This is a genomic window from Kitasatospora sp. NPDC056783, from assembly GCF_042789895.1.
Classification (GTDB): domain Bacteria; phylum Actinomycetota; class Actinomycetes; order Streptomycetales; family Streptomycetaceae; genus Kitasatospora.
The window spans coordinates 1-19,931 of sequence record NZ_JBHUAF010000046.1; the positions used below are offsets into that span (position 1 = coordinate 1).

The 19,931-nt window shown below is 70.6% G+C and carries 20 protein-coding genes and 1 riboswitch; of the genes, 6 read left to right on the forward strand and 14 right to left on the reverse strand.

The window, feature by feature from the left end; genetic code table 11:
- Positions 1-31: 31 nt before the first annotated feature.
- From ACFRMQ_RS10160 to ACFRMQ_RS10190, 7 genes are all read right to left on the reverse strand, one after another.
- Positions 32-274 (reverse strand): DUF397 domain-containing protein, encoded by a 243-nt coding sequence (locus tag ACFRMQ_RS10160; protein WP_380728957.1) that lies wholly within the window; start codon positions 272-274, stop codon positions 32-34.
- A 91-nt stretch (positions 275-365) separates the two neighbouring features.
- Complete coding sequence (locus ACFRMQ_RS10165) at positions 366-605, reverse strand: hypothetical protein (RefSeq protein WP_380728959.1); 240 nt, start codon at positions 603-605, stop codon at positions 366-368.
- Between the two features lie 93 nt (positions 606-698).
- The gene (locus ACFRMQ_RS10170; protein WP_380728961.1) at positions 699-1,541 is read right to left on the reverse strand and encodes a helix-turn-helix domain-containing protein; all 843 of its coding nucleotides are present in this window, start codon (positions 1,539-1,541) and stop codon (positions 699-701) included.
- Positions 1,538-2,050, reverse strand: a complete 513-nt coding sequence (locus ACFRMQ_RS10175) for a DUF6879 family protein (RefSeq protein ID WP_380728963.1) — start codon at positions 2,048-2,050, stop codon at positions 1,538-1,540. Before ACFRMQ_RS10175 ends, ACFRMQ_RS10170 begins: the two co-directional genes overlap by 4 nt.
- Complete coding sequence (locus tag ACFRMQ_RS10180; RefSeq protein ID WP_380728965.1) at positions 2,034-2,243, reverse strand: hypothetical protein; 210 nt, start codon at positions 2,241-2,243, stop codon at positions 2,034-2,036. Before ACFRMQ_RS10180 ends, ACFRMQ_RS10175 begins: the two co-directional genes overlap by 17 nt.
- 185 nt (positions 2,244-2,428) lie before the next feature.
- Positions 2,429-2,671, reverse strand: a complete 243-nt coding sequence (locus ACFRMQ_RS10185) for a hypothetical protein (protein WP_380728967.1) — start codon at positions 2,669-2,671, stop codon at positions 2,429-2,431.
- Positions 2,668-3,108 carry an ATP-binding protein gene (locus tag ACFRMQ_RS10190; protein ID WP_380728969.1) on the reverse strand — a complete coding sequence of 147 codons (441 nt, stop codon included), beginning with the start codon at positions 3,106-3,108 and terminating at the stop codon, positions 2,668-2,670. Before ACFRMQ_RS10190 ends, ACFRMQ_RS10185 begins: the two co-directional genes overlap by 4 nt.
- Positions 3,109-3,315: 207 nt before the next feature.
- Between ACFRMQ_RS10190 and ACFRMQ_RS10195 the strand changes: the two genes are divergently transcribed.
- The 3 genes from ACFRMQ_RS10195 to ACFRMQ_RS10205 all read left to right on the forward strand — a co-directional run bounded on the left by ACFRMQ_RS10195 (position 3,316) and on the right by ACFRMQ_RS10205 (position 4,760).
- The gene (locus tag ACFRMQ_RS10195) at positions 3,316-4,179 is read left to right on the forward strand and encodes a helix-turn-helix domain-containing protein (protein WP_380729008.1); all 864 of its coding nucleotides are present in this window, start codon (positions 3,316-3,318) and stop codon (positions 4,177-4,179) included.
- A 13-nt stretch (positions 4,180-4,192) separates the two neighbouring features.
- On the forward strand, positions 4,193-4,399 hold the full coding sequence (locus ACFRMQ_RS10200) for a DUF397 domain-containing protein (protein WP_380728971.1): 207 nt from the start codon (positions 4,193-4,195) through the stop codon (positions 4,397-4,399).
- A gap of 67 nt (positions 4,400-4,466) precedes the next feature.
- Positions 4,467-4,760 carry a DUF397 domain-containing protein gene (locus tag ACFRMQ_RS10205; protein WP_380728973.1) on the forward strand — a complete coding sequence of 98 codons (294 nt, stop codon included), beginning with the start codon at positions 4,467-4,469 and terminating at the stop codon, positions 4,758-4,760.
- A gap of 63 nt (positions 4,761-4,823) precedes the next feature.
- Here ACFRMQ_RS10205 and ACFRMQ_RS10210 read toward each other — a convergent pair whose 3' ends face one another.
- The 5 genes from ACFRMQ_RS10210 to ACFRMQ_RS10230 form a co-directional block, all read right to left on the reverse strand.
- The gene (locus tag ACFRMQ_RS10210) at positions 4,824-5,840 is read right to left on the reverse strand and encodes a ribonucleotide-diphosphate reductase subunit beta (protein WP_380699730.1); all 1,017 of its coding nucleotides are present in this window, start codon (positions 5,838-5,840) and stop codon (positions 4,824-4,826) included.
- Positions 5,840-8,263, reverse strand: coding sequence for a ribonucleoside-diphosphate reductase subunit alpha (locus ACFRMQ_RS10215; protein WP_380729010.1), 2,424 nt, complete (start codon positions 8,261-8,263; stop codon positions 5,840-5,842). The genes ACFRMQ_RS10210 and ACFRMQ_RS10215 overlap by 1 nt, the downstream gene beginning before the upstream one ends.
- 193 nt (positions 8,264-8,456) lie before the next feature.
- Positions 8,457-8,615, reverse strand: a riboswitch (cobalamin riboswitch).
- A 46-nt stretch (positions 8,616-8,661) separates the two neighbouring features.
- Positions 8,662-10,866: an ArnT family glycosyltransferase gene (locus ACFRMQ_RS10220; protein ID WP_380728977.1), complete on the reverse strand. Its 2,205-nt coding sequence runs from the start codon at positions 10,864-10,866 to the stop codon at positions 8,662-8,664.
- Positions 10,863-11,960, reverse strand: coding sequence for a glycoside hydrolase family 26 protein (locus ACFRMQ_RS10225; protein WP_380728980.1), 1,098 nt, complete (start codon positions 11,958-11,960; stop codon positions 10,863-10,865). The genes ACFRMQ_RS10220 and ACFRMQ_RS10225 overlap by 4 nt, the downstream gene beginning before the upstream one ends.
- 5 nt (positions 11,961-11,965) lie before the next feature.
- Complete coding sequence (locus tag ACFRMQ_RS10230) at positions 11,966-13,384, reverse strand: glycosyltransferase family 2 protein (RefSeq protein WP_380729012.1); 1,419 nt, start codon at positions 13,382-13,384, stop codon at positions 11,966-11,968.
- 436 nt (positions 13,385-13,820) lie between these two features.
- Between ACFRMQ_RS10230 and ACFRMQ_RS10235 the strand changes: the two genes are divergently transcribed.
- The 3 genes from ACFRMQ_RS10235 (at position 13,821) to ACFRMQ_RS10245 (ending at position 18,499) form a co-directional block, all read left to right on the forward strand.
- Positions 13,821-15,035 carry a ricin-type beta-trefoil lectin domain protein gene (locus ACFRMQ_RS10235; protein ID WP_380728982.1) on the forward strand — a complete coding sequence of 405 codons (1,215 nt, stop codon included), beginning with the start codon at positions 13,821-13,823 and terminating at the stop codon, positions 15,033-15,035.
- A 108-nt stretch (positions 15,036-15,143) separates the two neighbouring features.
- Positions 15,144-16,619: a LamG-like jellyroll fold domain-containing protein gene (locus tag ACFRMQ_RS10240; RefSeq protein ID WP_380728984.1), complete on the forward strand. Its 1,476-nt coding sequence runs from the start codon at positions 15,144-15,146 to the stop codon at positions 16,617-16,619.
- A 188-nt stretch (positions 16,620-16,807) separates the two neighbouring features.
- Positions 16,808-18,499: an ArnT family glycosyltransferase gene (locus tag ACFRMQ_RS10245; protein WP_380728986.1), complete on the forward strand. Its 1,692-nt coding sequence runs from the start codon at positions 16,808-16,810 to the stop codon at positions 18,497-18,499.
- Here ACFRMQ_RS10245 and ACFRMQ_RS10250 read toward each other — a convergent pair.
- Both ACFRMQ_RS10250 and ACFRMQ_RS10255 read right to left on the reverse strand, forming a co-directional pair.
- Positions 18,496-18,990: a GNAT family N-acetyltransferase gene (locus tag ACFRMQ_RS10250; RefSeq protein ID WP_380728988.1), complete on the reverse strand. Its 495-nt coding sequence runs from the start codon at positions 18,988-18,990 to the stop codon at positions 18,496-18,498. The two genes, ACFRMQ_RS10245 and ACFRMQ_RS10250, sit on opposite strands and share 4 nt — an antisense overlap.
- A gap of 59 nt (positions 18,991-19,049) precedes the next feature.
- Positions 19,050-19,892 carry a histidine phosphatase family protein gene (locus tag ACFRMQ_RS10255; RefSeq protein ID WP_380728990.1) on the reverse strand — a complete coding sequence of 281 codons (843 nt, stop codon included), beginning with the start codon at positions 19,890-19,892 and terminating at the stop codon, positions 19,050-19,052.
- Positions 19,893-19,931 lie beyond the last annotated feature (39 nt).

Sequence of the window (19,931 nt, forward strand, 5' to 3'; positions counted from 1 at the left end):
GAGTGCGGGCGGCCGGGGTGGTTCGGGAGTGTCAGACGGACAGGCCGAACCGCGCCGGGTCGATCCCGGCGCCGGTCAGCTCCTCGGTGGTGAACAGCAGGGGCGCGCGGTCGGGGCGCTTGCTGTCGCCGAGGGCGAACACGCCGGGCGCCTGCGGCACGGCGCCGAGGGTCACGCACGACTCGCCGTCGTCGCCCCCGCCCTGGTTGCCGCCGCACGCGCGGGTGAACTCGACCTGGGAGAGGTCGAGTTCGTACAGGTTGTGATCGGTCATCGCCTGCACCTTTCGGTGTCGCTTCGGGGCGGCGAGGAGCGGCCCCGCTCCGCCCAGGACTTGGGCGGAAGAATGAGGGGGAGGGGGAAGGTCAGCGCCACAGATCGATACGGGTGGTGAGCTGGTCGGCCGGCACCTGGCGCGGGCGAGTATTGGGCTCGAACAGCGGCCGGACCAGGGCTCGGCCGTTCTGGGCACCGACGATTTCGACCAGGCGCCCCGTCGTCAGGTCCTTACGGATCGGATTGTTGTCCACCAGCTCCATGAGTTCCGCGTGCGTCCGGCGGCGGTGCGGGGTGCTGGTCGGCTGCGCGGACTTCGCGGTGGACATGGAGGGCTCCCGTGGCTCTTGGTTTCTCAGTCGAGTTACCAGGCTAGGCGCGACCGTCGATTACTTCCATGTCCATGCGCGTGGATGCATAAATTACCGGGACGGGCTGCGGAATTCATCGGACCATCGTTCGAGAAGGTTTCTCATCTCCGCGCCGAAGATGGCGCATCCCTCCATCGCGGAGTAGGCGTCCAGATGTATTTCTACATCTTTCGGGTCCCGGAGTGCCAAAATTCCACTGGTTGTTTCGATGGTGACGAGGGAGGTGTCATAGACGGTGAAAGTGTCCATCGGCGCTACCGGCATGAGACCTCTCAGGGGGATCACGCCGATTCGCACATTTGGAAGTCTTGAAACAGAGGAGAGGCGATCGATCTGAATAGCCATGGCCGGCGCAGGGATCAACGGCCACCTGACCGCCATCTCTGACAGTAGGAATGTGAAGTTCTTGCTGGTGTCGTAGAGAACTTCCTGGCGGCTCAGTTTCCGTGTGATGAGCTGGCTTTGGTCACCTTGGAGATGGGCAAGGCTGGCCCTGATGTAATCGGGTGTTGAGAGAAGCCCGGTGAGCATCGACAGCAGGAAGAATCTGAACTCAGTAGACGATGCTTCCAAGCTGGCAAGTTCTTGCTGCTTACGGTGGAGCCCCTTCCGCCGAAGCGCGCGGAGGCCTTGCCAGTCAGTGTTGGCCAGGCGGGCAATTTCGGTGACTGATGCCAGTATCTCCGGAGGGGCCTTCAGTGCTCGTAGGATCTGTTCGACGTCAACCAGAGTGGCCGGGCTTTTTCCGTTCTCAATCCTGGAAATTTTAGACTGAGACATGTTGCAGCGAGCAGCGAGCCGGGCTCCAGAGAGCCCGGCTCGCTGCCGCAATTCTTTCAGTGTCGCAGCCAGTTCCTGCTTGGAGTGGCCCAGCTGCTCGGGATGGAGCGTCACGAGCTGACATACTCCAGGAACGGAATCGATTCCGAAACGGCGATCCGCTGATACTCGATGTACGGTGCAGGGTCGCCGTCGGCAAGTTGGCGGCTAATCTGAGTTCCATCCGCCCGATAATTCATGAGGACAACCTTGGATTTGTCGAACATCCAAAAATCCTGAACAGCCCGGAGCGGGTTCTCCCGGCCTGTGATGTCAAGGATCCGGATTTCTTCGCCAGCCCTCACATGGTGCCGATAGTAGTACTCGAACTCGAACCGGAGGTAGTCAGAGAGCGGGCGGGTAACGATATGAACGCGGCCGATAGTCTTCCCTTCGGCCGTCCACTGCGCCACCTCGCCCATCCACCCCGATGTGTAGTCATCGGGTGAGTTTTCGCCGGCCAGGAACCGCGAGAGTTTCTCCGCTTCCTGTGGCATGGTGTAGGTGGGGAGTGTTTCGAGGCGCCACGCCTCCGATTGCATGGAATCGAAGCACTGATTCCAGGCGTCACCAGCCAAGAGCACGGACGGCCTCCTTCAGGACACTCTCAGGGATCTCGACCAGCCCCTCTCCGGCAGGAGGGGTGAAGACGTTCGACAGGTCGCCCTGAACCACGAACGATCCCCTCTCCGTGCGGTAGATGTTGGGGCAGTCTTTCTCCCCGCACTCACCGCTTCCGTTGCCCGTGAGACGGGTGAGTGCTTCGCGTCCAGTCATGTGAAGTCTCCTTGTTTCGGGCCACTTTGACTAACCTGTGGCCAAGTTAGGGGTGTGGGCGGCACGCCGTCCATGCATGGACGCGACTATGCGCGTCATTGACTAAGGATCTTGTGGTGCAGCGTCAAGGACGGGCGGTTTGACTGCCTCCGCCCGGCGTGAACGCCGGGCGGAGGCGGGGGAGTTCAGGGCTGCCGGGTGGTGATGGTGATCGGGTGGGCGGTCCGGTCGGTCATCTCGCCGAGGTGGAGGGTGGTGCTCCAGGTGTCGCTGTAGGTGAGGCGGTCGGCGATGCCGTCGCCGCTGCCGGGGTCGAGGAGGAGCCGGATGAAGTCCCGGCGGGCCGCGCGGGCGAGGTGGGCGTGGTCGACGCTCGGGAAGTCGGCGGGGGCCAGGATGCCGGCGATCCCGGCGCGGACGGTGCTCACGCGGCGGCCGCCTCGGGGGAGATGTGGCACCAGACGAACTTGCCGACGCCGCTCTCGCGCGGGCAGCAGCCCCACTGGGTCGCCAACTTCTGGACGAGGAACAGGCCTCGGCCGGTCTCGGCGGTGGGGGTAGCGGCGCTGGGCGTGGGCTCTTCGGGGTCGGTGTCGTGCACTTCGATGCGGAGGGTGTCCTCCGGGGAGAGGTCGAAGCGGACGAGGATCAGGTGGTTGAGCGGGGCGTGGCAGTGCTGGACGGCGTTGGTGACGAGCTCGCTGACCAGCAACTCACCGGTGAAGACGAGGAGTTCGCCGGAGGGGTGCGGGCGGAGGAAATCGTGGAGCGCCCAGCGGGCCGCGCGGGGGGAGTCGTGGCGTCGGGGGAGCCAGCAGCTCCGCTCGGTGGGGGCGGGGGAGAAGGGGGAGAGGTCTTCAGGCATGGCGGGGCCACCTCTGGAGTGTGCGGGTGAGGGCGACTGAAGAGGGCATGGGGATGCCCGGCGACCAGCTCGTCGGCATCACGATACGTCGACTTGATGGCTACGTTGAGTAGCATGCGATGGAAATGAGCCTGTTCGCAACTTGCTCATTGGAAATTTTCCAAGATCTTTTTTGGAGGGGGTAGGATCTGGAGCTCAACCGGTGTGATGGAGCATCAGATGAGCCAAGCGCGACCAACGGTGCGCCGCAGGCGGCTGGCAGCCGCTCTGGTCAGGCTGCGGGAAGAGGCCGGCAAGTCGCCCGAAGGGGCAGCGGACCGGATCGGCTGTCATCGTTCGAAGATCAGTCGGATAGAGAATGCCCGGCTGGGCATTTCGCTCGGTGAGCTGCGCGATCTGCTGACGTACTACGGCATGGAAGACGAGAGCCGCGTCGAGGAGTTGGTCGCGCTCGCCCGTCGCGGCCGTGAGCCTGGCTGGGTTCAGCGGGCGAGCTTGGCTCGGCCGTCCTACTCGGACTTCATCGATTACGAGGAGACGGCTGACTACATCAGGTCGTTCGAGAACATGCTGATCTCTGGTCTCTTGCAGACACCCGACTACGCTCGCGCGGTGATGCAGGCCAAGCCTTCCGGGCTGATTGCCGAACAGGTGGATGCCCTGGTGACCGCCCGGATGGAGCGGCAACAGGTGCTCAACAAGACCAGCCCGCCACGGCTGTGCGTGATCGAGGGCGAAGCTGCGCTGCGCGTTCAGGTGGGTGGCGCGAAGGTCATGGCCGGGCAGCTCGACAAGCTGGCCGAGATGGCTGAGCATCCCTACGTGGAGCTTCAGGTTCTGCCGGATCGCGCGGGTGCCCACGCCGGTTTGATGGGATCGTTCGTGATGTTCGGCTTTCCGTCGCCCGACTACTCCGACGTTGTCTGCGTGGAGCACCGGACCGGGACGCTCTACATGGAGACTCAGGCCGAGATCGATGAGTACACGTTGATCTTTGATTCCCTCCGTTCAATTGCCTTGAGTCCAGTTGACAGTCTCGACATGATCGCTCAGGTACGGCGGGAGTTGTGAACTCCGGGCAAGGATGGGTGAAGTCGTGACTGAAGATTCCGAGTGGCGGAAGAGCTCCTACAGCGGGCAGGGCGGGAACTGCCTTGAGGCCCAGACCGGGCTGGCGGCAATGGCTGTTCGGGACTCGAAGGACCCGAGCGGGCCGACCTTGTCGTTCTCTGCTGACGCGTGGACCGCCTTCGTCCGTGGTGTGAAGGCTGGAGAGTTCTACGGCGGGTAAGTACGTGTCGATGTGTTCGCTTCGGCCCGGCCGGGTGCTGTGCCGCCAAACAGCGGAGATGTGGGGCATGCTCGCAGCGGATCTGGGGGACGTCCTATGGCGTAAGAGCACCTACAGCGGGCAAGGAGGCGATTGCATCGAGGTCGCCGACCTTCTAACGGCCTTGGGCGTCGGGGGTAGCTGGCGCAAGTCCTCGTTCTCGGGTGCGCAGAGCGAGTGTGTCGAGGTGGCCGATGGCGTCACCGATGTCGTGCCGGTGCGTGACTCGAAGGACCCGGGTGGGCCGGCGTTGCTCTTCGCGGCCGATGCCTGGGCCTCGTTCCTCGCCGGGGTCAAGTCCGGGGAGTTCCCGACCGACTGATCAAACAGAGGTGCCCCGCACGGGCTGTGGCCGTGCGGGGCACCTCCGTCGTGTCCCTACTTCCTAGAAGTCGTCGTCGAAGGACACCGAGCCCTCGACGGCCACCTGGTACGCCGACACGCGACGCTCGAAGAAGTTGGTCAGCTCCTGGACGTTCTGGAGCTCCATGAAGCCGAACGGGTTGGTCGACCCGTAGCGGATCGGCAGGCCGAGCCGCGCGAGGCGCTGGTCGGCGACGGCCTCCAGGTACTGGCGCATCGACTCGGTGTTCATGCCGGCGAGACCGTCACCGCAGAGGTCCTTGGCGAACTGGAGCTCGGCCTCGACGGCCTCCTCCAGCATCTCCGTGACCTGCTTGGCCATCTCGTCGTCGAAGAGGTCGGGCTCCTCCTCGCGCACGGTGTCCACGACCGACATCGCGAAGTCCATGTGCATGGACTCGTCGCGGAACACCCAGTTGGTGCCGGTCGCGAGACCGTGCAGCAGGCCCCGGCTCCGGAACCAGTACACGTAGGCGAACGCGCCGTAGAAGAACAGACCCTCGACGCACGCCGCGAAGCAGATCAGGTTGAGCAGGAACGCCCGCCTGTCCTCCTTCGTCTGGAGCGAGTCGATGTGGTCGACCGCGTTCATGTACTTGAAGCAGAACTGGGCCTTCTGGCGGATGGAGGGGATGTTCTCCACCGCGGCGAAGGCCGCGTTGCGGTCCTCCGGGTCGGGCAGGTAGGTGTCCAGCAGCGTCAGGTAGAACTGGACGTGCACGGCCTCCTCGAACAGCTGGCGCGACAGGTACAGCCGCGCCTCCGGGGAGTTGATGTGCTTGTAGAGGCTCAGCACCACGTTGTTGGAGACGATCGAGTCGCCCGTCGCGAAGAACGCGACCAGCCGGCCGATCAGGTGACGCTCGCCCTCGCTGAGCTTCGCCAGGTCGGCGACGTCGGAGTGCAGGTCCACCTCCTCGACGGTCCAGGTGTTCTTGATGGCGTCCCGGTACCGGTCGTAGAACGACGGGTAGCGCATCGGGCGCAGGGTCAGCTCGAAGCCGGGGTCGAGCAGCATCTTCTGGCGGTCGTCGGACATTACTGGCAGGCCTCGCAGGACTCGGGGTTCTCCAGGGAGCAGGCGATGGCGGCTTCCTGCTCCGGGGTGAGGGAGGGGGTGTTCACGGGCACGGGCGCCGGCGCGGACGCGGCGGACGCGGCGCGGGCGGTGCCGGACGCGGCCTGGGCGATGCGGGTCGCCGGGCGCGAACGCAGGTAGTAGGTGGTCTTCAGACCGACCTTCCACGCGTAGGCGTACATCGAGCTGAGCTTGCCGATGGTCGGCGCCGCCATGAACAGGTTCAGGGACTGGCTCTGGTCCAGGTACGGCATGCGGGCCGCGGCCAGGTCGATCAGCGCGCGCTGGGGCAGCTCCCAGGCGGTGCGGTACAGCGAACGCACCCCTTCCGGCAGCCAGTTCAGGTCCTGGACGGAGCCGTTGGCGTCGCGCAGCGCGTCGCGGGTCTGCTGGTCCCAGACGCCGAGGTCCTTGAGCTCGCGCACCAGGTACGGGTTGACCTGGAGGAACTCGCCGGACAGCGTCTCGCGCTTGAACAGGTTGGACACCTGCGGCTCGATGCACTCGTACACGCCGGCGATGGACGCGATCGTCGCGGTCGGCGCGATGGCCAGCAGCAGCGAGTTGCGCAGGCCGGTGACGGCGATGCGGGCGCGCAGCGCGTCCCACTTCTCGCCCCACTGCGGCGCGGCCGTCGGGAAGTGGTCGATGTGCAGCTCGCCGCGGGCGGCGCGGGTCTCGCCGTACGCCTCGTGGCGGCCCAGCTGCTCGGCGAGGTCGGCGGAGCGCTCGTACGCGGTGAGCATGATGCGCTCGGCGATGAGCGTGGACAGCCGCGCGGCCTCGGCCGAGTCGAAGTCGATCCGCAGCTTGAAGAAGACGTCCTGGAGGCCCATCACGCCGAGGCCGACCGGCCGCCAGCGGGAGTTGGAGGTGCCGGCCTCGGTGGTCGGGTAGAAGTTGATGTCCACCACGCGGTCGAGGAAGGTGACGGCGGTGCGCACGGTGGCGTCCAGCCGCTCCCAGTCCATCGCGTTGATCAGGTCGTCGGCGGTGGCACCCGGGGCCACGTGGGCGCCGAGGTTGACCGAGCCCAGGTTGCAGACGGCGGTCTCGGAGTCGTCCGTGACCTCCAGGATCTCCGTGCACAGGTTGGAGGAGTGCACGGTGCGGCCCGGCAGCGCGGTCTGGTTGGCGGCGCGGTTGGAGGCGTCCTTGAAGGTCATCCAGCCGTTGCCGGTCTGCGCCAGGGTGCGCATCATGCGGGCGTACAGGGTCTGCGCCGGGATGGTGCGGACGGCCTTGCCGGCCAGCTCGGCCTTGCGGTAGGCCTCGTCGAAGTCGGCGCCCCACAGGTCGACCAGCTCGGGAACGTCGGCCGGGGAGAACAGCGACCAGTCCTCGTTGGCGTTCACGCGGCGCATGAACTCGTCCGGGATCCAGTGCGCCAGGTTGAGGTTGTGGGTGCGGCGGGCCTCTTCGCCGGTGTTGTCGCGGAGCTCCAGGAACTCCTCGATGTCGGCGTGCCAGGTCTCCAGGTAGACGCAGGCCGCGCCCTTGCGGCGGCCGCCCTGGTTGACGGCGGCGACCGAGGAGTCGAGGGTGCGCAGGAACGGCACGATGCCGTTGGACTTGCCGTTGGTGCCGCGGATCAGGCTGCCGCGCGAGCGGATGCGCGAGTAGGACAGGCCGATGCCGCCGGCGTGCTTGGAGAGGCGGGCGATCTGCGCGTAGCGGTTGTAGATCGAGTCCAGGTTGTCCAGCGGCGAGTCCAGCAGGTAGCAGCTGGACATCTGCGGGTGCCGGGTGCCGGAGTTGAAGAGCGTCGGCGAGGAGGTCAGGTACTCCAGGCGGCTCATCAGGCCGTACAGCTCGGCGACCTCGCGGACGGACTGCTCGGAGTCGCCGACCGCCAGGCCACAGGCGACGCGGAGCAGGAAGTGCTGCGGGGTCTCGATCACCTTGCGGGTGATCGGGTGGCGCAGCAGGTAGCGGGACTGCACGGTGCGCAGGCCGAAGTACTCGAAGCGGTCGTCGCCCGCGGTGTCGATCAGCGCGTCCAGGGCGGCGGCGTGCTTGGCGACGAAGTCCGCGGTGGTGTCGCCGATCAGGCCCTCGGCGTGGCCGACGGCGATCGAGGCGGAGAAGGAGACCGAGCCCTGGCTGTTCGCCTCGTCGACGATCTCCAGCGCGAGCAGGCGGGCGGCCAGCTTCGAGTACTGCGGGTCCTCGGCGATCATCGACGCGGCGGCGTCCACGGCCAGCCCGCGCAGCTCGGCGAAGTCCGAGCCGGCGTGGCGGCCGCGCAGCGCGGCGGCGGCGACGTGGCCGGGGTCGACCTCGGTGAGGTCGGTGCTGCGGTCGGTGAGCAGCCGCAGCAGGGCGCCGCCGGGGTCGGAGACCGTCGGGTCGGTGAAGGCGGTACCGGTGCCCTGGGTGGGCAGGGTGACTGAGGCGGCGGTGGTCAAGGCGCTCTCTCCTGGCGGCGATCGGCGGCGGTGATCGGGGGCCGCCGGGCCGATCGGGGCAGGGGAGCACGGCGCGAACGCAGACGGCGTCGCGCGACGGTGACTCCCCGGCCCGCCCGCGAGGCCCGGAGGTGTACTGCTCGTGCTGGCGCGCGGCCTCTGCGGGAGGGCCGTGGCGCAGGCCGTCGGCAGGTACTCGGACTCGCGGTACGGCTGCTCGAGCCGTCCGCACACCGCTGCGGGGCAGTCCCGGATTCGCACCGGGTTCCCCTGCATCGACAGCAGAAGCGAGCATACATGTAGTGCCGCCGGCTTGCGGCGGCACCATATGTTGTGCCTGTCGTGTCGCGGGTGTCGGTGGACCGGGTGGCCCGTCAGTGCTTCAGATAGACCTTGTACGTGCTCGAATCGCCGGTCGGGGAGGTGAACTGGGCGACCAGCCGGTAGTTCCCGGAGGCCGTCACGGCGTCGCTCAGGGCCCGGTCGGTGGCCTTCGGCGCGGTGCTGTCGAGGACGACCATGGTGAACCAGCCGTCGCGGATCGCGGCCACGCTGCCGTCGTCGCCGTGGTGCCGCACCCCGGCGGCGTCGCGGTACTCCGTGCCCGTGCGCGAGGAGATCCACTGCTCGGGCTTGGAGACGCCGCCGAGGTAGTACTCGGCGAGTCCGTCGACCTCGGTGAGGTAGCGGCCCTCGGGCTCGGTGTGGACCCTCAGGACGGCCGGCAGGCGGCCGGAGTCGGGGCCGTTCTGGTAGCGCAGGGCGGACTGCTCCAGGCCGAGGGCGAGCAGCGCGACCCAGACCAGGATGCCCAGCTGGGGGTGGCGGAAGTGGGCGCCGACCAGCCGGGTCAGGCCGACCCCGGCGAGCGGGGCGGCCAGCAGCATGCCGTAGGCGAGGTGGCGGAACAGCGCGCCGGAGGTGCCGGTCCACACGTGGGCGGCGGGGACCAGCAGGGCGGTGGCGGTCAGGACGGTGCCGAGCAGGGCGCGCCGGCCCCGGGTGGTGGGAACGGAGTCCTTCTCGGGCGCGTCGTGCTCGTTCATCTGCTCGCGGCGCGCGTAGGCGATGGTGCCGGCCACGGCGAGGACGGTGAACAGGCCGGCCCACTTGAGGGTGGAGAGCAGGATCGAGCCGGCCGAGCCGGCGGCGCCGCCCTGCGAGGGCGACCACCCGGCGAGCTTGCCGAGCGTGCCGCCCGGGAGCAGCAGGACGAGGGTGCCGGCGCCCGCCAGCAGCGCGCGCAGGGCGGCCGGCCCGGCCCGGTGGTACGGCCGGGCGCAGGCGAAGGCGAGGGCGACCAGGGCCGGGAGGGCGAAGGCCGCGGAGTAGGCGACGGCGCAGGCCAGGGCCGCGGGTGGGGCGGCGAGCAGGGCCAGGGCCGGATGGCGGCGGGCGGTGAACACCGTGGCCCAGGCGGAGAGGGCGACCAGGAGGACGGCGAGGGACTCGGGCGCGGCGTAGAAGCCGGTCACGACGGTGGACTGGAGGACGGCGTAGACGGCGATGGCGCAGATGGCCACCCGCTCGTTGAACAGCCGCCGGGTCAGCGAGTACAGCAGCACCGTGGTGATCAGTGCGAAGCCGAGGCTGAGCAGCCGGGTGCCCCAGATGCCGTTGGCATCGGCGGCGGCGCCGGCCAGCGGCGGGTAGAGCCAGGGCGAGCCCTGCACCCGCTCGATCAGGTCGGTGGTGACCGGGGTGCCGTGCAGCAGGTGGTCGAGCTGCTGGCGGCCGGCGACCATGGTGGCGGCCTCGTCGGGGTGGGCGGCGGCCAGCAGGCGCAGCGAGAGCGCGGCCTGGACGGTCAGCACGGCGCCCAGCAGGCCGCGGGCGATCCAGCGCCGGCGCGGGCTGGTGCCCGGGTCCCAGCCGATCGCCGGGACCTCCGGGATGGTGTACGGGGCCAGCGGTATGCCGTCGGGGTTGTCGACGGCGCCGGTGGTGCGGTGGGGCTCGGCCTTGTCGGCGGTCTCGTCCGGGGCCTCGTGTGCGGTCTCGTGCGCGGCCTCGTTCACGGCGACGGCCGTGCGGCCCCGCTCGGTGAAGTCCGGTTCGGGCTCGGTCTGCTGGGCCTGGGCGGCGCGGCGGCGGGCGGCGCGGCCCTGGGCGACGGGCTCCTGGGCGACAGGGCCCGGATCGGGCGCGGCCACCGGGGCGACCGGGGCCACCGCGGCCATCGGGGCGGCCGGCTGCCGGGGCTCGGCGGACTCCGGTGCGGACTCCGGTGCGGACTCCGGCCGGGCTTCGGCCATCGCGGCCTGCGCGGCACGGCGGCGGGCGGCCCGGCCCTGTTCGACGAAGTCCGGCTGGGGTTCGGCCACCGGGTCGTGGGCGGCACGGCCCGGCGCGGCGAAGTCCGGTTCGGGCCCGGCCTGCCGGCCTTGCGCACCGAAGCCGGGCCCGGCCTGCTCGGCCTGCCGGCCCTGCGCGGCCCGACGGCGGGCCCGGCCCTGGGCGATGAGGTCCGGCTGGGGCTCGGCCGCCGGGTCGTGCGCCGCGCGGCCGGGCGGGACGGGCGAGCCGGGCAGGACGGGCGAGCCGGGCGGGACGGGGGAGAAGTCGGACTCAGTGCTCATCGGGGATTCCGGATGTCGAAGCCGTAACGGGGGTCGGACACGCGCTGCTTGAACGCCGCGAGGGTGTCCGGGACGGCCTCGACCCGCCAGTCCGCCCGCTTGACGATGTTGAACCAGACGAAGCCGACGATGTCGTCGTGCGCCTCCAGCCCGGAGAACAGCTGGTCGATGTCCGCGCGTTGGCGTTTGCCCTGCTCGGAGGCGGTCTCGCTGATGAAGAAGGGCTTCTTGCAGAAGGCGCGGATCTCGGTCATGGTCGGCCCGTACAGGGCCTCGAAGGTCTTCGGCCCGCTCTTGGTGAAGTAGCCGGTCATGCCGGCCCAGTCGACGTAGGTGTCGCCGGGGTAGTACGGCGCCAGGCGGGTGTTGGGCGCGGGGTCGGTGATGTTGGGGCTCCAGACCCAGATCACGTTGGTGGCGCCGGCCTGGTCGAAGATGTCGTGGACGTGGCGCCAGGCGTCCACGAAGTCCTGGGCGGTGGCGGCCTGACGGCCCCACGGGTACCAGTCGCCGTTCATCTCGTGGGCGATGCTGATGGCGATCGGCAGGTTGAACTTGGCGACGGACTTGGCGACGCCGCGCACGTAGTCGTCGGTGTCGCCGGCCGCGATCGAGGCGAGCGAGCGGTCGTGCGGCTCCCAGGCCATGAAGGGAAGTGCCCCGGCGTCGTGGATCCGGCGTGCGCCGGCGGTGTCGAAGCCGCCCTTCCAGTGGGAGTAGAACTCCAGGACGTTGGGCTGCTTGCCGATCGCGGAGCTGTAGGCGGGCAGCGCGTCCATCGTGCCGGGCACGTCGGGAAGGGCGGCGCCGAGGTACTTGTGGCTGGGCTTGAGCAGCGGGGTGACGTCGTACGGGACGCCCTCCGGCAGGGCCTTGGCGGTGGTGGGCGCGGAGGGCGCGCCCGGTGCGGCGCCGGTGGCGGGGGTCGCGGCGGGGGCGGCGCCGGTGGCGGCCGGGGCGGCGAGTTCGTTCTGCATCGCGAAGCCTGGGTCCTCGGGGCCGCATCCGGTGACGAGCAGCAGGCCGGCGGCGGTCAGCAGCGGGAGCGCCAGCCGGGGACGGAGCCGGCCGGCCCGCCTGAGGGGGGCGGTCATGGCGATCACACTGCTTCCGTGGGGCGCGGCTGGACGAGGACCCGGCCGACGACGGTGGCGTAGAAGAGGCCGGAGGCGAGGACGAGGGCGAAGTTCAGCGGGCCCATGGTGAGCATCCGCCAGATGCTCAGCAGCACCCAGAGCAGGGCCGTTCCGCCGCCCCAGGCGATGACGCCGATCCAGAACCGGCGGGTCTTGTTCTTCTTGGCGCCGCTGGAGCCGGTCGGCTGCCAGGCCATCCGGCTGCCGCGCACGATGTCCCAGATGGCGAAGACGTGCGCCCAGCCGTACATCATGCGGGCGGCCCAGGCCTCCAGCCGGTACGGATTGCGGTGCCACAGCGGGAAGATGACCGTCGCGTAGATCAGGCCGGGCAGCACCAGCGCGGTGTTCTCCCAGCGGATCAGGTCGGGGCGGGCGAGCAGCAGGACGATCGGGATGAGCGGCGAGACGACGGTGAACAGCGCCGTGTGGATGTAGTAGAAGAAGCCGGACATGTAGCAGGCGCGGGTGGCCGGCCGCAGCTTGGTCTGCCAGAACTTCTTGCTGCCGAGCAGGCTCATCGAGCCGGTGCACCAGCGGTACTGCTGGTTGAAGAAGCCGCCGACGTTGTCCGGGCAGACACCGGTGGCCAGGGCCACGGGTATGTACTGGAGGTCCCAGCCGAGGCGGCGCAGGTCGAAGCCGGTGTGCACGTCCTCGGAGTGGCCGATCAGCGTGGTGCCGCCGTTCTGTTCCAGCGCCGCGCGCCGGTAGACCGCGCAGCTGCCGACGCAGATGGCGCCGTCGTTCTTCTGCCGGGAGACCTGGACGGTCCGGTAGAACAGTTCCTGGACGGCGCCGGCGCCGCGCTCGATCCAGTTCTGCGAGTCCAGGATGCGGAAGAACTGCGGGGACTGGACGATGCCGATGCCCGGGTCGGTCTCCATGTAGGGGAGCATCTCGTTCAGCAGGTCCGGCCGGGGCGCGAAGTCGGCGTCCAGGATGAGGATGTAGTCGCCGTCGGAGTTGCGGAAGCCGAACTGGAGGTTGCCGGCCTTCTTGAACCAGCCGAGCTTGTCACGGGTGCCGTACACGAAGCCGAAGTCGACGGCCATCTGGGCGAGTTGCGGGCTGTTGCTGTCGTCGAGGACGTACGGGGTGACGTTGCCCGGGTAGTGGTCGCGCAGCCGGGCGACGTGGGTCCAGGTGTTGTGCAGGACCTCGATCGGCTCGCCGGCGACCGGAAGGAAGACGTCGACGGTCGGGTAGTGCTCGGGCTGCCAGGACTTGACCAGCGCGCGGTGGGCGGAGAGGTCGAAGGTCTCGTTGAACCCGTGCACCCAACGGGAGATCAGGTAGTAGACGATGGTGAAGGCGAGCGGGGGTATGAAGAACAGGAACCACGGCGTCGACTTCAGCAGCCCGATCTCACTGGTCACCATGCAGGCGAAGCTGATGAGGGAGAAGCAGGTCAGCACCCACAGGTTGGTGCGGGCGTAGAGGTACTTCTCGGAGTTGTCCGGCGGTTGGGGGAGCAGGCCCCAGCGGGTGCGGGCGCCAGGGTCGCGCCGGTTGCGGCGTCGTGAGACGGGTGGCCGGCCGCTTCCCGCGAGGCGCGGGCCCTCGGTGACAGTCACGTGCTCTACTCCCCCGGAACCGTGTCGATTCTGAACCGTCCCCGTGCGGCGGCCGTTGTCGGCCGGGCAGAGGGGGGACGGCAGGATCGTACGGGACCGACCCCTTTCCAGCGGCTTCCCCCACCTGCGGTTCGCCGTTCGGAACCGATATCGAGTTCTGATCGTGATGTGAACGAGGTGTGGTGGAAGGGCTTGTGTACGGTAGTCCGCTCCACGGTCGAGGACGGTGCGGGGAAGAGTGATGATCATCGAGGACGGCACGGCCGGGCGGCTGGCGCGGGGGCTGCGGGCGGTCGCCGCGTTCGGCGCGGGCGCCGTACTGCTGGCGGGTTGCAGCGGCGACGTCCGGGCGGCGGACGAGCCGCCGGCCGCCACGGCGACGGCGCAGAGCCTCTGCTCGACCGCGCGGGAACCGTTCCCCAAGCTGGCGATGGACGGCGGCAGCAAGATCCTCGAACCCAACCCGTGGAACACCGCCGGCACGGTCTGCGTGGAGCCGGTCGGGTCGAGCGGGTTCACGTTCTCCCGGGCCGAGGACTTCGTCCCCAAGAACCCGCTGGCCCCGGGCGCCTACCCCAACGTCTCCACCGCCCCGGGCGCCAACGGACTGCCGGTGCCGGTGAGCGCGCTCGGCGACGCCACCGTCGACTGGGACGCCAACGGCAAGGTGAGCGGCTCCTTCAACCTCTCCTTCGACCTCTGGTACGGCTCCAGCCCGGGCAACTGCCTGCCCGGTGAGAGCGCCGAACTGATGATCTGGCTGGACGCCACCGACAACGTGAAGCCCGCCGGTGACAAGGTGGCGGACTCCCAGCCGTTCGGGGACGCGGCCTACCACGTGTACCAGGCGCCGATCACCAGCCCGCACAGCGTCATCAGCTACGTGCGCACGGCACCGACCCACACCACCCGCGGCCTCGACCTGCGGCTGTTCACCGCCGACGCGATGGCGCGCGGGTACGTCCCCACGGGCTCCTACCTGTGCCGGGTGCAGGCCGGCTTCGAGGTCTGGAGCGGCGGCACCGGCCTGCGCAGCGAGTCCTTCGCCTTCCACAACCGGGTCGGCCTGCCGGCCGGCGAGGTCCCGGCGGGCGCGCCCGGGATCTGCCTGCGGCACGGCGGCGGCGGGGCGGCCGGCACCCCGGTGACCGTCGGGTCCTGCGGCGACCAGGCCGTCTCGACCGGCTGGACGGTGGGCAACGACGGGTCGCTGCGCGGGGGAGCGGCCTGCCTGGCGCCGGCCGCCGACCGCACCTCGGTGACGCTCGCCGACTGCACCGGCGGCCCGGCGCAGCGCTGGGTCACCGCACCGGGGCAGCGACTGAGGCATCCGGACACCGGGCTGTGCCTGGGCACCGCGGGCGGCGCGCTCGCGGACGGGACGGTGGTGCAGTTGCGGCCGTGCGCGGACACCGTCTCGCAGCGCTGGAAGCTGCCGTACAACGGGGTCGCGTGACCGGGGTCGGGCGACCCCGCGTCGTACTCGGTGAAGGGCGGCCGAACTGACGATTCGTCCACGCACCCCCCATGGGCGTGTCGGGGCCGATGCCCTAGCATTCGGCCCATGAGCGATCGACCGGTACCGAGTGGCGAGCCGGGCCGGCCCGCCACGCCACCGCGGCAGGCACCGGCCGGGGGGGCCGCTCCGGCCACCGGTGTGCCACCGCAGTCCCCGAGCGGAGCCTTCGGGCCCGCGTCCGGCTACGGGCCGCCGCCCGCCGCACCCGCGCAGCCCCAGCAGGTGACGCCGCATCCGGTGCCGCAGCCGGTGCCGCCGGTGCCGCAGCCGGGCGGCGGGCCCGCCCCGGTGGTGCCGGGGCCGGTGCGGCCCGGCCCGGTGGCGCCGCAGCAGGCGCAGCCGCCCGTCCAGCAGCCGCCCGTCCACCCGTTGCCGGGACAACCGCTGCCGGGACAACCGCTGCCCGGGCAGCCGTTGCCCGGGCAGCCGTTGCCGGGACAGCCGTTGATGCCGCAGCCCGGACCGGCCGCCGACCGGCAGCCGTTCCCGCCGGCCAGCCAGCAGCCCGTGGCGCACTGGCAGCAGCAGGGCGGCTTCCAGCCGCCGGCCCCTTCCTCCGGCCTGCCGGCCCCGTCCTCCGGCACGCCGGACTGGGAGGCGCTGGCCGACCGGAACGAGCAGGCCGCCAAGCGCGGCCGCCGGCGCAAGCTGATCGGCGCGGTGACCGCCGCCGTGGTGGTGGCCGCGGCCGGTGGCGGCGGGTTCTGGTACTACCAGCACTCCAAGAAGGGCGACGACCCGACGACGCACGGCCCCGTCACGCCCGGTCCGAAGACCCCGGGGCCGACGAGCCCCGGTCCGTCCAGCCCGACGAGCCCGTCGGGCCAGGGGAGCACGCCGCCCGGCAAGGGCATCGACAGCCCGCCGACCGTCGGCTCGCTGCCCGCCAAGAAGGGCACGGCCGCGCTCAACCTGGGGGCCGACGCCAAGCAGGGGACGATGGCCGGCTTCTCCGGACAGGTCCTCAAACTTCCCAGCGGCCAGGACTCGTTCGCCTCGACGTCCACCTCGGTCGTCGACGTCGGCAAGAGCTTCACCGTCTCCGCGCGGGTGCTGGTCGACGTGCCCAACGGCAACCGCAGCGCGGTCAGCCAGGGCGACGGCCAGTACTACTCCTACTCGATGGGCCGGGCCGGCAACAACGGGCACGACCAGTGGTACTTCAAGGTCCAGGTGCCGGGCGGCGGTTCGGCCATCGCCTGGTCCAAGGGCGACGCGACGGTCAACCAGTGGGTGCTGCTGACCGGGGTGTACGACGACCCGTCGGGCCAGCTCACCCTGTACGTCAACGGCGCCCCGCAGTCCTCGGCCAAGTCGGCCGGGGTGCAGCCGAGCGGCACCAACTCCCTCCAGGTGGGGCGGCTGAGCTCCAACGGGCAGTGGGCCGACCCCTGGCACGGGGCGGTGGCCGACATCCAGGTGTGGAACCAGGTGCTGCCCGAGGCCGACATCGTCAAGATCGTGGCCGGCCCGAGCTCGCCGCCGTCCGTCGCGCCGGCCGCGGCCTGGCTCGGCGGCTGACCCCCGCAGGGGCGGGTCGCGCGGTCCGGTGCACACCGTCCGCGGGACCCGCCACAGGGCCGACCGGCCCTTTCGAACGTCCGGCCGTCGTCCCCGGCAGTGTGGGGCGGCGGCCGTGGTGCACCCGGGACACACCCCCGCCAGGGGCGTTTCCGGGGTGCCGAATCCCCAGATGAGGAGCAGTACTGATGAGCGCGGACGGCCGCTGGATCCGGCCCGAGTCCACCCGAAAGCCGGTCCTCGGCGACGCCAGGCCGGGCGGGGTGGCCCTCGGCGAGCGTGACCGGACGGCCACCGGGCCGGGGCCGGGCCACCCGGCCGCCGACCGGCGCCGCCGCAGGTCCGGCCCACCCCCGGTGGCGCACCCGGCCCGGCCGGCGCTGCGGGCGGACTGGCTGCCGCTGGTGGCCGTGCTGCTGATCCAGGCGGCGCTCTCGTACCACCTGATCCTCAGCAACACCGCTTTCATCGACGAGGGCACCTACATCTACGCCGGGTACCAGGAGATCGCCCACCTGCGGCACGGCAACCCGGTGGCGGACTACGAGTCCTTCTTCTCCGGATCGCCGCTGATCTACCCGGTGGTGGTGGCCGTCGCGGACTTCCTCGGCGGGCTGAACGGCGCCCGGCTGCTGAGCCTGGCGTTCATGCTCTCCGCCACCGCGGCCGTGCACCTGGCCACCCGGAGGCTGCACGGCTCGCTCGCGGCGTTCTGCGCGGCGGCGGCCTTCGCCGCGCTCGGCCCCACCCAGTTCCTCGGCGGCCTGGCCACCTACGACGCGATGGCGCTGGCGATCCTCGCCTGGGCCGGGTACTGCGCGGTGCGGCTGACCACCGGCGGCGGGTACCCGAGCCTGGTCGCCTCCGGAACACTGCTGGCCCTGGCCGGTGCCACCAAGTACGCCGCGCTGCTCTGGGTGCCGGTGGTGGCGGGCATCGCGGTGCTGGCCGGGCCGCGCGGGTCGCTGCGCACCTGGGAGGCCTGGCGGCGCGGCCTGCTGGTGCTGCTCGCCTTCGTGGTGACGATCGGCGCGGCGGCGCTGGCGGCCGGGCAGAAGAGCGTCGACGGCTTCAACCACACCACCCTGAAGCGCAACCCGGGCCACGACTCGTACTCCTACGTGGCCTCGGAGGCCGCCCGGTGGGTCGGCCCGCTGCTGCTGGTCGCGCTGGCCGGGGTGCTGGTGCAGCTGGTGCGGGCGCGGCGGCGCGGCGGCCCGGCCTGGTCCGAGTTCTGGCTGGCGCTGCTCCTGCTGCTGGCCGGGATGATGGCGCCGGTCAACCAGATCCGCATCCACACCTGGCTGTCGCTGCAGAAGCACGTCGACTTCGGCGCCTGGTTCTCCTGCGTCGTGGCGGGCCTGGTGCTGGCCCGCGCGGTGCTGTGGCTGAAGGAGCGGCTGCACCTGGTGGCCGGGGTGGTGGCCGCGGCACTGGTGGTCGGCCCGCTGGCCTGGGCGGGCACCGCCCAGGGCCGGGAGATGTACGGGGAGTGGTCGAACTCCAAGGAGTTCGTCGCCGCGCTGGAGCCGTACGTCGTCAAGGGCGAGGACCGCTACCTGGTCGAGAACTACAACGTCCCCGCGTACTACCTGCGCGAGCAGAGCAACTGGCAGCAGTGGCACGACCTGGTGTCCGTGTACCGGCGGAACCCGGACACCGGTCGGATGCAGAACGGGGTGCCCGCGATCCAGGCCGGCATCCAGGCCCACGAGTGGAAGGTCGTGGTCCTGGACTTCACCCAGACCGGGGCCATCGACAAGGAGATCCAGCCGACGCTGAAGGCCGCCGGGTACCGGGTGGTCACCGTGGTGACGAGCGGCAAGCACGGCCGGTACACCGTCTACGTGGCGCCGGGGTACGACAAGAAGCCCCGCTAGAACGCCATGGTGTAGACCATCAGGCGCATCCCCGGGATCGGCTCCCAGTCGCGCTCGGGGGCGCGCCGGAAACCTATCCGCTCGTAGACGCGGTGGGCGGTGGTCATCGTCGGCTGGGTGGAGAACGCCATGCCGGCCAGGCCGAGTTCGCGGCTGCGGGCGACGGCGGCGCGCACCAGCGCCTCGCCGACGCCGCGGCCGCGGGAGGCGGCGGCGGTGGCGAGCATCCGGATCTCGCCCTCCCCCGGGGTGGCGATGTCGGCCCACTCGGTGCCGCCGACCGCGAAGGTCACGCTGCCGAGGACCCCGGCTCCGGCCGCGTCGACGGCGACCAGCAGTTCGGCCTCCCGGGCCCGTCGTCCGGCGTCGCCCAGCCGCTCGACGTAGGGGCTGTCGGGGGAGGTGAAGCCGCCGCCGACGAAGGCGTCGACGGTGATCCGGCCGGCGGCGGCGAGGTCCTCGGGGAGGGCCTCGCGGATGAGGAAGTCCATCGGGCCAGTGTGCCGGACCGGCTGGTGGGGCGGCCCTCCGGGGTCGAGCGGGCGGGCCGTCAGTCCGCCGGGGCCGTCAGGTGCCCGACCCCGTTCCAGCCGTCCGGCCGCAGCCGCCCGTCCTGGGCCCGCCAGAGGCTGGTGGAGCAGTTGTGCACCGGCCCGAGCGCGATGAGCTGCTCCTCGTTGAGCCGGTCCAGCGCGTAGCGGAGCATCAGCACCGTGCAGTCGTGGGCGACCAGCAGGACGGGCCGGCCGGACTCCTCCTCGCACAGGTCCCGCAGCAGGCTGCGCACCCGCAGCGCGACGTCCGCCCAGGACTCGCCGCCCGGCGGGCGGTAGTAGAGCTCGCCCATCTTGCGCCGCCGGGCCGCCTCCTCCGGGTGCTTGGCCTCGATCGCGGCCTTCGGCAGCATCTCCAGGACGCCGAGTTCGCGGTCGCGCAGCCGCTCGTCGTAGCGGACGGCCAGGGTGACCGGGACGGCGCCGAGCCCGGCGGCCTGGGCGAGCGCGATCCGGGCGGTCTCGACGGTGCGGACGTACGGCGAGCACCAGACGCTGCGCGGGCGGTCGGCGCTGGGCAGCGCGGCCCACCAGTGGCCGAGCGCCTGGGCCTGCCGGCGGCCCTGGAGCGACAGCGGGATGTCGGCGTCGCGGCAGCTGATCGGGACGCTCAGCGCACCGGCGGCCTCGGCGAGCTGGAACTCGACGTTGGCGGTGGACTCGCCGTGCCGGGTGGCGATCAGCACGGACGGCAGCCGGCCGGACACCGCCGCGCGGTGGCCGCTGACGTGGTGCAGGTGCGGGTTCTGGGCGGTGACGTGCTGCTGGTGCGGGCCCTGGACGGGCTGGTGCTGGGTGGACTGGTGCTGGCCGTTGAGGGTGGTGCCGAGTTCTGCCATGGCCGCGAGCTCCCCGTGGTCGATCAGGTTCCGGCCGGA

What these genes read in the sequence shown, in the direction of transcription:
- ACFRMQ_RS10195 (WP_380729008.1), top strand. Translation starts at nt 3,316, where the DNA reads ATGGAGCATCAGATGAGCCAAGCGCGACCAACGGTGCGCCGCAGGCGG.
- ACFRMQ_RS10180 (WP_380728965.1), bottom strand. Translation starts at nt 2,243, where the DNA reads ATGACTGGACGCGAAGCACTCACCCGTCTCACGGGCAACGGAAGCGGT.
- ACFRMQ_RS10220 (WP_380728977.1), bottom strand. Translation starts at nt 10,866, where the DNA reads ATGAGCACTGAGTCCGACTTCTCCCCCGTCCCGCCCGGCTCGCCCGTC.
- ACFRMQ_RS10230 (WP_380729012.1), bottom strand. Translation starts at nt 13,384, where the DNA reads ATGGTGACCAGTGAGATCGGGCTGCTGAAGTCGACGCCGTGGTTCCTG.
- ACFRMQ_RS10205 (WP_380728973.1), top strand. Translation starts at nt 4,467, where the DNA reads ATGCTCGCAGCGGATCTGGGGGACGTCCTATGGCGTAAGAGCACCTAC.
- ACFRMQ_RS10250 (WP_380728988.1), bottom strand. Translation starts at nt 18,990, where the DNA reads ATGGACTTCCTCATCCGCGAGGCCCTCCCCGAGGACCTCGCCGCCGCC.
- ACFRMQ_RS10160 (WP_380728957.1), bottom strand. Translation starts at nt 274, where the DNA reads ATGACCGATCACAACCTGTACGAACTCGACCTCTCCCAGGTCGAGTTC.
- ACFRMQ_RS10240 (WP_380728984.1), top strand. Translation starts at nt 15,144, where the DNA reads ATGAGCGATCGACCGGTACCGAGTGGCGAGCCGGGCCGGCCCGCCACG.
- ACFRMQ_RS10225 (WP_380728980.1), bottom strand. Translation starts at nt 11,960, where the DNA reads ATGACCGCCCCCCTCAGGCGGGCCGGCCGGCTCCGTCCCCGGCTGGCG.
- ACFRMQ_RS10200 (WP_380728971.1), top strand. Translation starts at nt 4,193, where the DNA reads ATGGGTGAAGTCGTGACTGAAGATTCCGAGTGGCGGAAGAGCTCCTAC.
- ACFRMQ_RS10165 (WP_380728959.1), bottom strand. Translation starts at nt 605, where the DNA reads ATGTCCACCGCGAAGTCCGCGCAGCCGACCAGCACCCCGCACCGCCGC.
- ACFRMQ_RS10210 (WP_380699730.1), bottom strand. Translation starts at nt 5,840, where the DNA reads ATGTCCGACGACCGCCAGAAGATGCTGCTCGACCCCGGCTTCGAGCTG.
- ACFRMQ_RS10255 (WP_380728990.1), bottom strand. Translation starts at nt 19,892, where the DNA reads ATGGCAGAACTCGGCACCACCCTCAACGGCCAGCACCAGTCCACCCAG.
- ACFRMQ_RS10190 (WP_380728969.1), bottom strand. Translation starts at nt 3,108, where the DNA reads ATGCCTGAAGACCTCTCCCCCTTCTCCCCCGCCCCCACCGAGCGGAGC.
- ACFRMQ_RS10235 (WP_380728982.1), top strand. Translation starts at nt 13,821, where the DNA reads ATGATCATCGAGGACGGCACGGCCGGGCGGCTGGCGCGGGGGCTGCGG.
- ACFRMQ_RS10245 (WP_380728986.1), top strand. Translation starts at nt 16,808, where the DNA reads ATGAGCGCGGACGGCCGCTGGATCCGGCCCGAGTCCACCCGAAAGCCG.